The sequence below is a fragment of the Marinobacter sp. B-21 genome, from assembly GCF_056857895.1.
Genome location: NZ_JBSXNZ010000074.1, coordinates 78139 through 91578 on the forward strand (window position 1 = coordinate 78139; position 13440 = coordinate 91578).

Below are 13440 nucleotides of genomic sequence, written 5' to 3' on the forward strand. Positions count from 1 at the left end.
GGCGTGCAGGCTCATATTCTATTTGCAGAGGTGATTATGAAGGCGACTCTTCGCCATTGTGTTCAGGCGTTACTGGTTCTTCTTGCCGTTCTGGCACCGCTGACCGTGCAGGCAGAGCGAAAACTGCTGGATCAGGTGGTGGCCATCGTGGATGAGGATGTCATTCTCCAGACCGAGCTGGAGGCCCGGATTAACACCATCGCCAGCCGGCTCAGGGCCCAGGGTACCGAACTGCCGCGGAGACAGTTGCTGGAAGAACGGGTTCTTGACCAACTGATCACCGACTCGATTCAGATGCAGATGGCGGAACGGGCCGGCATGCGCATCAGCGATAACGAACTGAACGAAACCATGGCCAATATTGCCGAGCGCAACGGCATGGCTTTGTCCGAGTTTGAAGCGCAACTGGAAGCGGAAGGGGTTACCTATAACCAGGCCCGGGAGCAGATCCGCAAGGAAATGCTGACCAGCCGGGTGCAGCAGCGGCAGGTGGGTAACCGGGTCCGGGTGAGTGACCGGGAGGTCGAGAACTATCTGGAGAGCCAGGAAGCCCGCGGAAACAACGGTGCGGAATATCGGCTGGCCTATATTTTCATTAGCGTTGACAATCCCTCCGATGACGCTGAAATGGCAGCCGCCCGGGAAAAGGCTGAGCGTCTGCGCGGCGAGATTGCACAAGGGCGCGATTTCCGCGAAGCTGCTGTCGCGGAATCCGATGCCAGCAATGCCCTTGAAGGTGGTGACATGGGCTGGCGGGCCGAGGGGCAACTGCCCTCTCTGGTCGCTCCGGTGGTGCCGGATCTGGCTGTGGGAGAGCCCTCGCCGGTGTTGGAAAACAACAGTGGCTTTCACCTGGTGATGGTGATGGGCAAACGCGGCGGTGAGCAGCAGCAGGTCATTCAGCAGCATCGCGTTCGTCATATTCTGGTTCGGCCGTCCGAAGCGATAACCGACAGCCAGGCAGAAGCCAGGATCCGGGATCTCTACCAACAGCTTCAGAATGGTGCCGATTTCAGCTCCCTGGCTAAGGAGTATTCCGATGACCCGGTCTCCGGCTCCGACGGCGGCAATCTCGGCTGGGTGAGCCCGGGCCAGATGGTGCCGGCGTTTGGGCAGGCCATGATTGAGGCTGATGTCGGCGAGTTTCGCGGGCCTTTCCGGTCCCAGTTTGGCTGGCACATCCTTCAGGTTCAGGAGCGCCGTCAGAAGGACATCAGTGCTGAAGTGCGGGAGACCGAGGCACGCCAGGCAATCTACCGCCGCAAGTTCGAGACCGAATTGCAGAACTGGCTCCGGGAAATCCGCGGCGAGGCCTTCGTCGAGTTCAAGGGTGAGTACGCCAATGATGCCCCCACGGAAGAAGAGCCGGTTTCCTGATGGCTGACCCCATGGTGCTGGCACTGACGGCCGGCGAGCCGGCCGGCATTGGTCCGGAGCTGTGCCTTCAGCTTGCGCTGGAGATCCGGATGGCCGGAATTGTGGTGGTTGCAAGCCAGCCGCTGCTGGAAGCCCGTGCGCGACAAATGGATTTGCCGGTTGTGCTGCATCCCTGGCGCCCGGGTGAGGCACCCCGAATGGAGGCGGGCCATGTGTCCGTGCTGCACGTGGAGGGTTGTGCCAGTCACCAGGCGGGAAGGCCGGACCCTGCCAGCAGCGCCTATGTGCTCAAAACCCTGGAAATCGCCGGTAACGGCTGTCTGGGCGGGGATTTTGATGGCATGGTCACGGCCCCGGTTCACAAAGGGGTGATCAATGATGCCGGTGTCCCATTCAGTGGCCACACCGAATTTCTGCAGGAACTGTGCGGGGTCCGGCGGGTGGTGATGATGCTCGCCACCGAGCAGCTGCGTGTGGCGCTGGTAACCACCCACTTACCGCTCAAGAACGTTTCGGCAGCCATTACCCCGGAGCGTTTGTCCCAGGTTACCCGGATTCTCGATGCCGACCTGAAACGGTTCTTCGGGATCGAAAAACCGCGGATTCTGGTGGCCGGACTGAACCCCCATGCCGGTGAGGGTGGTTATCTTGGCCGTGAGGAAATTGAAACTATCGAACCAACCCTGGACAAGCTCCGGGGTGAGGGTATGTCACTGACCGGGCCGCTTCCGGCCGATACCCTGTTCACGCCACACTGGCTCGGTCAGGCCGATGCCGTCCTGGCGATGTATCATGATCAGGGGCTGCCGGTGCTGAAATTCCAGGGTTTCGGGCGTGCCGTGAATATTACCCTGGGCCTGCCCATTGTGCGCACTTCCGTGGACCACGGGACGGCCCTGGACCTGGCCGGCACCGGCCGGGCCGATTCCGGCAGCCTGCATACGGCCATCAAAGTGGGTGAGCAAATGGCCCGCTGTCGCAAATCTTCCAGTCTAGAGACACGTTTGTGAGTAACAAAGCCGGCCACCAGGCCAGAAAGCGGTTTGGCCAGAACTTCCTGCACGATCCGGGCGTTATCGAGCGCATCATCCGCGCCATTAACCCCGGGCCGGATGACTCGATCATCGAAATCGGCCCTGGCCTGGGCGCCCTGACCGAGGAAATCCTGGCGGTGAACCCAGGGCTCCAGGTCGTGGAGCTGGACCGGGACCTGATTCCGGTACTGCGCACCAAATTCTTCAACTACCCGGAATTCCGGATCCACGAGGCGGATGCGCTTAAGTTTGATTTCAGCCAACTGATGGTTGACCGGCCCCTGAGGATTATCGGTAACCTGCCGTACAACATATCCACGCCATTGATTTTCCACCTGCTGGGGCAGGCAGGTGTCGTGCAGGACATGCACTTCATGCTCCAGAAAGAGGTGGTGCAGCGGATGGCGGCGGTGCCGGGGGACAACAATTACGGGCGCCTGGGCATTATGACCCAGTATTTCTGCAAGGTGCAGCCGTTATTTGACGTCGGCCCCGGCGCTTTCCGGCCGGCACCGAAAGTGGATTCGGCCATTGTCCGTCTGGTTCCTCACGAGACCCTGCCGCACCCGGCCCGGGATCTGACCACCCTGCAGGCCGTGGTGCGGGCCGCCTTCAACGCCCGCCGGAAAACCCTGCGCAAGGCCCTCGGGGGTATGGTGTCAGTGGCACAGCTGCAGAGTCTGGGAATCAACGACGGCCTGCGCCCTGAAAACCTGGGCCTGGCCGATTACGTGGCCATTGCCGATCTGTTGGTGAATGAGAAAGGCGTGGCTAAAACGGCAAGCGAGGTAAGTAATGACTGACTACGCCATTGGCGATATTCAGGGCTGTTACGACCGCCTGAGGGATGTTCTGGCCAAGGTGGACTTCTCACCCTCACGGGACCGTCTGTGGGTGGCGGGGGACCTGATCAACCGGGGCCCTTCCTCACTGGAAACCCTGAGATACATTGAAAGCCTGGGGGCCTCTGCGGAGGTGGTGCTCGGCAATCACGACCTGCATCTGCTGGCGGTGGCTCTGGGTGGCCATGAGACCCGTCGTAAAGACACCCTGGCCGACATCCTCGAAGCGCCGGATTACGACCGGCTCGTGGACTGGCTCCGGCAACAGTCTCTCTGTATTCACGATCCGGCCCGCAACCTGGTCATGGCTCACGCCGGTCTGCCCCATATCTGGTCTGTGGACCAGGCCATGCGCTGTGCCCGTGAGGTGGAAGAGGTGATCCGTGGCCATGGGGCGGAAGACTACTTCACCCACATGTATGGCAATCAGCCGGAGTGCTGGGATGAAGGCCTGGCGGGTATGGACCGCTGGCGGGTTATCACCAATTATTTCACCCGCATGCGATTTATTGCCGGGGACGGCACACTGGAGCTGACCACCAAGGAATCCGCGGATAGTGCGCCGGAAGGCTTTGCCCCCTGGTTCCGTTACCCTCGTGGTGACGATACGCGTGTGGTATTCGGGCACTGGGCCGCATTGGAAGGCAACACCGGAGTTGATCGGTTCATCGGCCTGGATACCGGCTGTGTCTGGGGCGGCGCACTGACCATGATGAATCTGGATTCCGGGGAAAAGATCCACTGTGACTGCTGAACCCGTACCTGGGGGCGAAAGACGCGTTTTAGGGTTCCCCCTGATCGCAGGCGGCTTTCTGGCACTTCTGGCGGTGATGGCCGGTGCCTTTGGCGCCCATGGCCTGCGCGGCCTGGTCAGTGAGCGGGGTCTTGAAGTTTTCCAGACCGCCGTCAGCTATCAGATGTACCATTCCATTGCTCTGGTCCTGGTAGCGGTGTTGTCCGGGCTGGGCCTGTCCAGAAAACTTCTGCGCTGGGCCGCGGGGTTTTATCTGGCTGGAATCCTGCTGTTCAGTGGCAGCCTTTACCTGCTGGTTCTGACCGGCATCCGCTGGATTGGTCCGGTCACTCCGCTCGGCGGGGTGTGCTTTATGGTTGGTTGGGCGCTGTTGGTAATATCGGCGCTACGCCGGAACAAATGATAAATGTACAGAGGTGCAGCACACATGCAGGTTCAGGTAAATGGCGATGCGATGGAGTTGCCGGCAGGCGCAACCATTGCCACGCTGATCGATAAAATGGCCCTCGGCGGCAAACGGCTGGCTGTCGAGGTTAATGAGGACATCGTCCCCCGGAGCCGGCACCCGGAATTTACCCTGAACGATGGCGACCGTGTGGAAGTCGTTCACGCCATTGGTGGCGGCTGACGATAGTGCGCTTGCCACTGATTGAACCAATGGTACCGACGGTTTCCGTCGTCCCGAATTCAAGATACCCAGGAACACTATGACAGAAACATCCAAACTCCAGCTTCCCGAAGACAGATCCCTCGAAATCGCCGGCCGGGTTTACCAGTCCCGATTGCTGGTGGGTACCGGCAAATACCGCGACCTCATGGAAACCGGTCATGCCATTGAGGCCAGTGGTGCGGAAATTGTCACCGTTGCCGTTCGCCGGACCAACCTGGGCCAGAACCCGGATGAGCCAAACCTGCTGGATGTGATTTCTCCGGAACGCTACACCATCCTGCCCAACACCGCCGGTTGCTATACGGCCAAAGATGCGGTGCGCACCTGCAAGCTGGCCCGGGAACTCCTCAATGGTCACGACCTGGTGAAACTGGAAGTGCTGGGCGAGGAAAAGACCCTCTACCCGAACATGACCGAAACACTGGTGGCGGCCGAGGAACTGATCCGGGACGGCTTCAAGGTGATGGTCTACTGCTCCGACGACCCATTGCTGGCCAAGCGCCTTGAAGAGATGGGGTGTATTGCAATCATGCCCCTGGGCGCGCCCATTGGTTCCGGGCTTGGCATCCAGAACCGCTACAACATCCGCCTGATTGTCGAGAATGCCAGCGTTCCCGTGCTGGTCGACGCCGGCGTTGGCACTGCATCCGACGCCACCATTGCCATGGAGCTGGGTTGCGACGGGGTGCTGATGAATACCGCGATCGCCCAGGCCAAGGACCCGATTAAAATGGCCAACGCCATGCGCCTGGCTATTGAAGCCGGCCGTGAAGCCTACCTGGCCGGCCGGATGCCCAAGAAACTCTATGCCAGCGCATCGTCGCCGATTGATGGCACTTTCTTTTAAGGCTGAAATTGGGGTCAGATGAAAGCGTTCATCTGACCCCGGCTGAAATTGGAGTCAGGTGGAAGCGTTCATCTGACCCCGGCTGAAATTGGAGTCAGGTGGAAGCGTTCATCCGGCCCCGACAACGTAAATCAGAGCGCTGCTGTCCTGCCATGACTGACCAGAAACCCAGTCGCCGTGAGGCGATTCTCCATGCCCTTGTGGAACTCCTGGAGACCGACCCGGGAGCCCGCATCACCACCGCCGGCCTTGCCCGGTCCGTGGGCGTCACCGAGGCGGCGCTGTACCGTCATTTTCCGAGCAAGCGGAAAATGTTCGAGGCGCTGATTGAGTTTGCCGAAGAAGCGGTTTTCTCACGCTGCCAGGTGATCCTCCAGGAGCAGGAGGATGTGCGGGTTCGGCTGCAACAACTGGTGCATCTGGTACTGGTGTTCGCCGAACGCAATCCGGGTCTGTGCTGCGTGCTGACCGGCGATGCCCTGATGGGCGAGAACGACGCCCTGCGCAGACGCGCGTCGCAGTTTTTCGAACGCCTGGAAACCCAGGTGCGCCAGACCCTCAAGGAAGGCGAAATCCGCCAGGGCCTGAGGCCCCGAACCAGTGCCGCCCGGGGGGCGGATTATGTCCTGGTGTTCGTGGAAGGCCGAATCCAACGGTTTGTCCGGTCCTCGTTTTCGCGGTTGCCTTCGACCGACTTCGACGAGAGTTGGGGGTTGGTTGCTGAAGGTGTTTGGGGCTAAGCTTCGAGTTGGCTTCTGGTTCGTAGCCTGATGCTTGTGGCGCAGGGGATTGGTGGGATTGCCCTGCACAGAACCGCTACGAGCACATGGATGTGCTTGTAGCGGTTCCGGGAAGAAGGCTCCCATTCCATGCCTGCCTCTAAAGCCGGCAGGCTGCACAACAGAGACTGGCTCCGAAACCTCACTCATACCCGGAAGCCGCACGAAGAATCCCGCGAACCGGCTCCCAGACCGCCGGTGCCGAAATCAGGATGTCCCGGCCCCAGAGGTCGGCGGGGTAGCCGTCCGGTACTTCGCTGAAATGACCCGCTGTGGCGCCGGCTTCCAGGGCGATCAGGCGGGCAGCGGCGAAGTCCCAGGGGCTGACGTTTTCGTAATAGATGTCCAGGCGTCCGCAGGCCACCCAGCAGATGTCCAGCGCCGCTGAACCGATGCGGCGCAGATCCCGGCACTGGTGAAGCATCGCGTCCAGGCGTTTGACCAGTGGCTCGAGATTGTCCTTGGTATACGGAAAACCGGTGGCGAACAGTGAGTCCCGGGGAACCGTGGCGCCACTGTGGCGGATAGGACGATGATTGAGGGTGGCGCCTTCTGAACGGGTCGCCCGGAAGGTTTCGCCGGAAAACGGCGCGTGCACAACCCCGGCCTGTACCCGGCCCTTTTCGGCATAGGCAATCGATACCGCCACCTGGGGATGGCCGTAGGCGTAGTTCACCGTGCCGTCGATGGGGTCCACGATCCACAGCGGCGTCTCAAGCTCCTCGGCCTGGCTCAGGTCCGGCATGGTTTCCTCGGAAAGGATGCGATGGCCAGGGAATCGCTTGCGGATAGCGCCGGTGATGAACTCATCGGCCATCACATCGGCATGGGTCACCAGTTCGGTCTGGTGTTTGTAGTCGGTACGCAAGGCATTGCCTGCACGCTCGCGGCGGATCAGTTCGCCTGCCTCGCGAGACAGGTTTTCGGCAAAGTCGGTAATCTCGAGCAGGGAAGCAGAATCAGACATGGCACCCTCGTGGATATCCCGTAAGAGAATGAGGGCGCCAGTCTAACACGGCAGGATCAGAGGCTGTTCAGCCACTGCTCCATCCTGTCCATGGCCTTGACCAGGCGCGGGCAGGCCTGTTTGACGAAGTCGTCGCCCAGTTCCTGATCCGCGTCGTCGCCGCCCGCCAGTTGCAGGGATTCGGCGCCCTCGAAATCCACAAAGGCCAGACGGGCCGCCAGGTGATCCGGTACGAAGCCGAAATCGCTGGCGGGCAGAATGGCCACGCCGGTATTCTCCAGCAGGGCCTGGCAGAAAGCCTGGCTGGTCTTGATATCTTTCCTGGCCAGTTGGTCCCGGAATCCGGAAAAGTCGGGGAACAGGTAGAAGGCGCCCTCCGGCTTCTGGATGACCGCGCCCATCTCGCTCAGGCGACGGTGCATGTATTCGCCCACCACTTTCAGAACCCGGCGGGACTGCCTGAGGTATTCATCAATATCTTCACCGCCGTTGAACGCAGCGATGGCCGCGTGCTGAACGGGCGCACTGGTGGCGGTGTAGGTTTCGCTGGCGATGATGGCCATGGCATCCTGCAGCGGACGGAGTTCCGGCGGGAAAATAAAGGTACCGAGACGCCAGCCACCGGCACCGGCCCACTTGCTCAGGCCGGTACTGATGATGGTGCCTTCCGGGTAGTAGCGGGCGATGGATTTGTGCCTGCCCTCGAAATGCACCTCACCGTAGATCTCGTCCGAGAGCAGTATGAGCCGGTATTTGCGGGCGATGTTGGCAATGGCCAGCAGCTGGTCGTCGGTGTAGGTGCAGCCAGTCGGATTGGACGGGTAGTTCAGGATCAGGATCCGGGGCCGGGACGGGTCGTCGCGGCAGACGATGTCCAGTTCCTCGGCGGTCAGCTGCCAGTTATTTTCGGCGTGGGTCGGCAGCCAGTGTACCGAGCGGCCGATGATCCGCGCCTGCGGGGCATAGGACACCCAGCTCGGGCGCGGAATCAGCAAATCGCCGTAATAGGCCAGTTGCAGCATGAACAGCAGCTCTTTCGAACCCGGGCCAATCAGAACGTCTTCCCAGGTACAGCGCATGCGCTCACTGCGTTGGATGTAGCCGGCAATGGCTTCACGCAGGCCCTTGAGGCCCTTGACCGGCAGGTAGTCCTTTTCGTGGGCGTGCGCTCTGAGCGCCTCCACCACGCGATCAGGAACCGGGAAGGGCGATTGCCCCAGCCCGAGCTTGATGATGTCCTTGCCTTCGGACTTGAGCTGGTTGCTCAGCTCGTTGATGCGAAGGGTGGCTGAGGGCTGGATGCCCCGAACGTTCAGGTTGATCGCGAAACGGTGGTCGTTTTGGATGTCCATTGCCCCTGTCTGTTGGTTGGAAATGACACCGTTAGTATAGAAAACCCAAACATAACTGTGACGCCGCGGCGGATAGGTGATTGCCGCAGTTCTGGGTCATACTTTGGCGGCGACGCCATCACCGGTCATGGTTGTCGGGATTTGATCCAGACCTCCACACGGCCATTGCGAGGGCTGCCACTGCCGCCAACGGGCATATACTGACCATAGCCGGTGTAGGCAACATCTTCGACATCCACCTCCTGCAGAGCCTTGCGAACCGACAGGGCGCGAAGCTCAGAGATCATCTGGGCCCGCAACTCGTTGCTCTGGGTGTCGGCAAATCCGATCAGTAGCAGGTCGTCGGCGGACCGGCCCTGTTGCACCAGGTACTGCTGAACCCGCTGCAGATCCCTTCGGGCTTTGTTGTCGAGCTTTGTCCGGCCTTCGGAAAAGCGGAAATTGACCGTCAGACGCTGGTAGTTGCTGGTCAGGCGACGAAAGCTCTCCGGTGTCGCATCGTCAAATACTGGCTTTACGGCGATGGGGTTCTGAGAAATGAATCCGGACTCGGCCACCAGAGCCTGGCCCTTTTGGCCGAGCGAGAACTCGATCAGTCCGGCCGCCAGAGGTGGTATTTCACGACCGGCTGTGTACATGAAGAGCCGTCGGGACAGAGGGTAGTCCTCGCTTGCCACGGTCAGCTGATTGGGCCGGAGTGCCGGTGCATTGCCTTCGGAGATAGCCAGGAGCTTGCTGTCGCGGACCGAGGCGAGGCCGGAGAAACCAACCCCTGATGGATCCTGGCTGACATCATCCGAGAGCTGATCGTTGGATTCGTAACGTTTTGCCTTTTCGTCCAGTTTGAATTGCTTGCCCAGAACCAGGGTTTTAAAGGTATCCCAGGTGCCGGAACGCTGGTCCCTCGCGTACAGGTGGATTGGCCGGTCCGGCCCGCCGAGCTCTGACCAGCGGCGGATCTGACCGGAGAATACCCGGCCAAGGGTGTCAATGCTCATCTGGCTAACGGGGTTGGAGGGATGTACCAGAATGGCCAGGCCATCAATGGCGATGACATGTTCGCTCTCCAGTGCCGTGAGGTCTGCCCGGGCCTGAAGTTGCTGTGCTTCTTCCGACTTTACCGGGCGGGACGAGGCCCAGATGTCGGCCTGTCCGGCGGCCAGCGCCCTGAAACCGGTACTTGACCCATGGGCTGCGACCAGCACCTCCGTCGTGTTGTTGTTCATCCGGGCTTGCAAGACCTGCTCGTTTTCCACACCAGTACCTATGGATGTGACCCGGTTGTCACTGTGTTCCTCCAGATACCCTCTGACCAGCATCGGGGCCAGGGTCGCGCCTACCGTATTGGAGCCGTGGATTTCCAGCTCATAGGCCTGGGTCTGAAACGCCAGAATGGCCGGCAGCAAGAGTCCCGATACTGTGACAATCTTCCTTTTGAATCTCGGCATTATAAGAAAAACCTTTCCAAGACAGGTGGTTGAGAGCCAATAAGGATGCTTCAGAAATGTGACATTTGTATTTCATTCGGAATGCCCAATGCCGGCGATTGGGGGCGTTCGTGTAAAAATGTTAATCAGGCCGCGGAGTGAAAGGTTCGGCTGGCCTATAGTGCTGTGTCCGCGGTAACAAAAATAAACACACCGGGAGAGGCGTACCCATGGATGCCATCAGATCAGAACCGGAGCAATCCGTTGCCCGTCCTGCACAGCCACTTCCCCTGGCGAGAGTGCTGCTGGTGGATGATCATGTCCTGTTTTCTCAAGGGTTGGCGGGTCTTATCCAGCAGGAAGGGCTGGCAGGGTCTGTTACCACGGTCAGAACGGTGGAGGCCGCCGCCAGCCTGCTGGCCCGTCAGGATGGCTTCGAGCTGATCCTGCTGGACATCGCGCTGCAGGGTGAGACGGGCCTGGCGTTGCTGCCGCGACTGGCCAGTTACCGGACATCACCCCCGGTGGTAATTATCTCCAGCAGTGAAGACGAAACGACAGTGCGGGCAGCACAAGCGGCGGGCGCAAGTGGGTTTCTTGCAAAGTCTGCCGGGCGGTCCGCCCTGGTGAGCATGGTTCGTGCAGTGACCCGTGGCGACAGCTACTTTCCGGGTGGTCTTGAGTCAGCGGGGCCGGATCTGCCGCTAACACCGCGGCAGATGGACGTTCTCCTGCTGCTGGGCCAGGGCTTCCCCAACAAGCGAATCTGCCAGAGTCTCAACCTCACCGAGCACACCGTGAAAACCCATCTCAAGGCGATTTTCACACAGCTTGGCGTTCATAACCGGACAGAGTGCGTGAACCTTGCCCGCTCCCAGGGGTGGTTGTGACAGGGGCCGGCAGCAGTACCCAGAACGCCGAGCCCCGGCCGGGTTCTGTCTCTACGCCGCAGGTTCCGTGCATCAGGGCAACGAATTCCCGAACGATGGTCAGGCCAAGACCCAGGCCGGGCCGTTCAGTCGGACCCTGCCCCCGGACATAAGGTGCAAACAGGGTTCCCTCCAGTTCTGGTGGCAGCCCCGCGCCGTTGTCCGTGACCTGCAGACGCACCTGTTGGTCTATGGCTTCCGCAAAAAGGCGAATGGTACTGCCCCCGCTGTGTTCCACTGCATTAAAAACCAGGTTCTGGAGCACCCGCAACAGAAGGGACGGATCGGCCAGAACGTGAAGATCAGCGGAGTGGTGGTCGATCTGCAGTTCCACCGCCTGGCTGCCCAGGGAATCGGCCAGGAAATCATCCATGTCACGAAAAATCGGTGCCAGCGGCGTCTGCCGGATATCCGCCTGCACCATCCCTTCGTTCAGTCTGGCGCTGTCGAACACGGTGCCGAGCAGGCGGCGAAGATGCCGGATGGTGTCTTTTAACTGGGTCATTACCGGATTTTCGCCAGGCTCCCCGGAACCCGGCGAGAGGTTTTCCAGTGTTATGTCGATCACATTCAGGGGTTGGCGCAGGTCATGGCTGGCGGCGGTGATGAGTTCGGTTTTACGCCGACTCTCGTCCCTGGCCGCCTGGTGCATCAGATCCAGTAACTGGCGGTCGAGAAAATGGGCCCTGTGACGGTACTCGCTGGTCCAGGCACCCACCATTCCGATGATGTTGGCGGTCATCAGGAAAAACAGATTGCTCATGATGGCAGGGCCTGGCATCCCACTCCAGAGCTCAGTCATGAAATAGCTGAAAACCAGGGCCAGTGAGACCAGGGAAGCGCTAATGAACGGCAGCCCCATGGCAAAGTAGCCGAACATCAGAATCAGGATCATACCCTCGTAGGGCAGCGGAAATGCCATGTGCCGGGCCACGCCGATAATTGCAATTACGCTGAGGCCGCCCAGGAAATAAGCCAGTGTATAGAGTTGCTCAAAGGTCCTGTCTGAAGGCGCAGGGCGAAAAGCCAGCCAGGCCACGATGGCGATAACCGGGCAGGTGATAGCCAGCCGGATGGACACGGTGACCCGGGCCAGCTCGGCGGGCAGGGTCAGCACATCCATGGCGGCGTAGATCAGGAACAGGATCAGGCCCGCGATGGAAACGGGCCGTGCCCGCTGTCGGATCAGCGATGCGCGGGTTTTCCGGTAACTCTGTTCAAGATCAGGTGCAAAGCGCAGTCGCGGGAAACCGGTTGCCTGCTGGTGTCTGAGCTGCTCGGTATTCATCACCGTATCCAATGGCGCGCCAGTCCCCGGATTGTAGCGGGCTCAGGCCCGCGCTTTCGCGAGCCTGAGCACATTCCTGTCAACTGCTATCGAGCATTTTAAGGCGGGCCCAGGTTCGGTCCTGCTCGTCCGGGAAATGCCGGAGCAAGAGTTCTTCTCTTTGGTTCGCGAGATCCTGCGTGGCCAGTCCGGATGAGCCGTTCTGACTCAGCGCCTCCTGAAAGCTTTCAAAGCGCTCATCAAAACGCTCACGGTGTTTGAGGTACTTCACCACGCTCTCTGCGCCGTCTGGGTCCAGGCCCAGTTCCCTGAGCTGCTGGCCGGCAGCGTCTGGTGAACTGGCGGAGTTGATGGCGGCAACCCGCGCCTGTTGCTGGCGGGTGCTGGCATGCAGGTCTTGTTCGGTTGTTTTCAGAGTCGTCGGCAGCTGGTTCCGGTGCCATTCAACCAATGCCTGCTTGCCTTGCTCGCTCAGGTCGTCCCGTTGCTGGATGGCCAGCGTGGCCAGGGTGTATTCGCTGTAGGCTTCCTCAAGCCCGAAGAAGGCCTGGTGAACGTCGGCATCGAAGGTGGATTGCCGGAGTGTCTTTAACTGTGCAAGGGCATCGCCCAGCGCTGCCAACTGATAGGCTGGGTCTTCCCGGCGGGCCGGGTCCAGGCTCGCTTGCATCACGGTCAGGGAGGCCTGCTTGTAAGCCAGGTACTGGTCAAGCAGTGCCAGTGCCTGCCCGGAAGCGGGCTCTGGCAAATGCGTCCGGGCCATCCGCTCAATCTGGCGGATGGCCGTTTCCGGTGAGACCTCACCAACGGTACTGAGGAAATAGTCGAAGAAGTCACGGACCTGCAGGTTGATGACCAGTTGACCGTTCGCGTCCGCTTGCAGGGCTCCGTCGATATCAGTGCCGGCCAGGGAAGGCGCGAAGGGGTCTGGGCCAAGCGAGCTGGGGGTGGTGTTGCGTGCCTGCGGAACCCGGGTCTCCGCTGTCGCGGCTGCGGGAAGGCTCGCCGGTGAAGGCAGCGCGGGCCCGGCTTGCTCCGCACTGGAAAGCGGCGCTTCGGCTGTTGGCAAAGGCGGGTAATAGTTTATGCCGTACCAGAGGCCACTGCCGGCCAGAATGGCCGACAGGGCAACGGGAAACAGCCATCGGCGGTAACCGATGAGGGGCTGTTTCAT

Annotated in this window: 14 protein-coding genes; 9 read left to right on the plus strand and 5 right to left on the minus strand. The window is 60.5% G+C overall.

Annotation, left to right across the window (positions count from 1 at the left end; genetic code table 11):
• Nucleotides 1-36: 36 nt before the first annotated feature.
• From AC13C0_RS11445 to slmA, 8 genes are all read left to right on the plus strand, one after another.
• The gene (locus AC13C0_RS11445; protein WP_482954398.1) at nt 37-1377 is read left to right on the plus strand and encodes a peptidylprolyl isomerase; all 1341 of its coding nucleotides are present in this window, start codon (nt 37-39) and stop codon (nt 1375-1377) included.
• Nucleotides 1377-2387, plus strand: coding sequence for a 4-hydroxythreonine-4-phosphate dehydrogenase PdxA (gene pdxA / locus AC13C0_RS11450; protein ID WP_482954399.1), 1011 nt, complete (start codon nt 1377-1379; stop codon nt 2385-2387). Before AC13C0_RS11445 ends, pdxA begins: the two co-directional genes overlap by 1 nt.
• The gene (gene rsmA / locus AC13C0_RS11455; protein WP_482954400.1) at nt 2384-3214 is read left to right on the plus strand and encodes a 16S rRNA (adenine(1518)-N(6)/adenine(1519)-N(6))-dimethyltransferase RsmA; all 831 of its coding nucleotides are present in this window, start codon (nt 2384-2386) and stop codon (nt 3212-3214) included. The genes pdxA and rsmA overlap by 4 nt, the downstream gene beginning before the upstream one ends.
• Entirely contained in the window at nt 3207-4007 is an 801-nt protein-coding gene (locus AC13C0_RS11460) for a symmetrical bis(5'-nucleosyl)-tetraphosphatase (protein WP_303285924.1), read from the plus strand. The genes rsmA and AC13C0_RS11460 overlap by 8 nt, the downstream gene beginning before the upstream one ends.
• A 43-nt stretch (nt 4008-4050) precedes the next feature.
• Nucleotides 4051-4410, plus strand: a complete 360-nt coding sequence (locus AC13C0_RS11465) for a DUF423 domain-containing protein (protein ID WP_303286137.1) — start codon at nt 4051-4053, stop codon at nt 4408-4410.
• Between the two features lie 24 nt (nt 4411-4434).
• Nucleotides 4435-4635 carry a sulfur carrier protein ThiS gene (gene thiS, locus AC13C0_RS11470; protein ID WP_303285923.1) on the plus strand — a complete coding sequence of 67 codons (201 nt, stop codon included), beginning with the start codon at nt 4435-4437 and terminating at the stop codon, nt 4633-4635.
• A gap of 79 nt (nt 4636-4714) precedes the next feature.
• Nucleotides 4715-5524, plus strand: a complete 810-nt coding sequence (locus tag AC13C0_RS11475; protein ID WP_482954401.1) for a thiazole synthase — start codon at nt 4715-4717, stop codon at nt 5522-5524.
• A 152-nt stretch (nt 5525-5676) separates the two neighbouring features.
• Complete coding sequence (gene slmA / locus AC13C0_RS11480) at nt 5677-6264, plus strand: nucleoid occlusion factor SlmA (RefSeq protein WP_303285921.1); 588 nt, start codon at nt 5677-5679, stop codon at nt 6262-6264.
• A 181-nt stretch (nt 6265-6445) separates the two neighbouring features.
• Here slmA and AC13C0_RS11485 read toward each other — a convergent pair whose 3' ends face one another.
• From AC13C0_RS11485 to AC13C0_RS11495, 3 genes are all read right to left on the minus strand, one after another.
• On the minus strand, nt 6446-7270 hold the full coding sequence (locus tag AC13C0_RS11485) for an inositol monophosphatase family protein (RefSeq protein WP_482954402.1): 825 nt from the start codon (nt 7268-7270) through the stop codon (nt 6446-6448).
• A gap of 56 nt (nt 7271-7326) precedes the next feature.
• A complete protein-coding gene (locus tag AC13C0_RS11490) occupies nt 7327-8622 on the minus strand; it encodes a pyridoxal phosphate-dependent aminotransferase (RefSeq protein WP_482954403.1) in 1296 nt (431 codons plus the stop codon).
• A gap of 125 nt (nt 8623-8747) precedes the next feature.
• Nucleotides 8748-10070 (minus strand): substrate-binding domain-containing protein, encoded by a 1323-nt coding sequence (locus AC13C0_RS11495; protein WP_482954404.1) that lies wholly within the window; start codon nt 10068-10070, stop codon nt 8748-8750.
• Nucleotides 10071-10279: 209 nt separating this feature from the next.
• Between AC13C0_RS11495 and AC13C0_RS11500 the strand changes: the two genes are divergently transcribed.
• Nucleotides 10280-10939 carry a response regulator transcription factor gene (locus AC13C0_RS11500; RefSeq protein WP_303285913.1) on the plus strand — a complete coding sequence of 220 codons (660 nt, stop codon included), beginning with the start codon at nt 10280-10282 and terminating at the stop codon, nt 10937-10939.
• On the opposite strand, the gene AC13C0_RS11505 is transcribed toward AC13C0_RS11500, so the two are convergent.
• Complete coding sequence (locus AC13C0_RS11505) at nt 10872-12266, minus strand: sensor histidine kinase (RefSeq protein ID WP_303285912.1); 1395 nt, start codon at nt 12264-12266, stop codon at nt 10872-10874. The two genes, AC13C0_RS11500 and AC13C0_RS11505, sit on opposite strands and share 68 nt — an antisense overlap.
• 79 nt (nt 12267-12345) lie before the next feature.
• The gene (locus AC13C0_RS11510; RefSeq protein WP_303285911.1) at nt 12346-13440 is read right to left on the minus strand and encodes a lipase secretion chaperone; all 1095 of its coding nucleotides are present in this window, start codon (nt 13438-13440) and stop codon (nt 12346-12348) included.

Excerpts from the sequence above, each read along its gene's own strand:
- AC13C0_RS11445 (WP_482954398.1), top strand. The coding sequence starts at position 37 with ATGAAGGCGACTCTTCGCCATTGTGTTCAGGCGTTACTGGTTCTTCTT.
- pdxA (WP_482954399.1), top strand. The coding sequence starts at position 1,377 with ATGGCTGACCCCATGGTGCTGGCACTGACGGCCGGCGAGCCGGCCGGC.
- AC13C0_RS11460 (WP_303285924.1), top strand. The coding sequence starts at position 3,207 with ATGACTGACTACGCCATTGGCGATATTCAGGGCTGTTACGACCGCCTG.
- thiS (WP_303285923.1), top strand. The coding sequence starts at position 4,435 with ATGCAGGTTCAGGTAAATGGCGATGCGATGGAGTTGCCGGCAGGCGCA.
- AC13C0_RS11475 (WP_482954401.1), top strand. The coding sequence starts at position 4,715 with ATGACAGAAACATCCAAACTCCAGCTTCCCGAAGACAGATCCCTCGAA.
- slmA (WP_303285921.1), top strand. The coding sequence starts at position 5,677 with ATGACTGACCAGAAACCCAGTCGCCGTGAGGCGATTCTCCATGCCCTT.
- AC13C0_RS11485 (WP_482954402.1), bottom strand. The coding sequence starts at position 7,270 with ATGTCTGATTCTGCTTCCCTGCTCGAGATTACCGACTTTGCCGAAAAC.
- AC13C0_RS11490 (WP_482954403.1), bottom strand. The coding sequence starts at position 8,622 with ATGGACATCCAAAACGACCACCGTTTCGCGATCAACCTGAACGTTCGG.
- AC13C0_RS11495 (WP_482954404.1), bottom strand. The coding sequence starts at position 10,070 with ATGCCGAGATTCAAAAGGAAGATTGTCACAGTATCGGGACTCTTGCTG.
- AC13C0_RS11500 (WP_303285913.1), top strand. The coding sequence starts at position 10,280 with ATGGATGCCATCAGATCAGAACCGGAGCAATCCGTTGCCCGTCCTGCA.
- AC13C0_RS11505 (WP_303285912.1), bottom strand. The coding sequence starts at position 12,266 with ATGAATACCGAGCAGCTCAGACACCAGCAGGCAACCGGTTTCCCGCGA.
- AC13C0_RS11510 (WP_303285911.1), bottom strand. The coding sequence starts at position 13,440 with ATGAAACAGCCCCTCATCGGTTACCGCCGATGGCTGTTTCCCGTTGCC.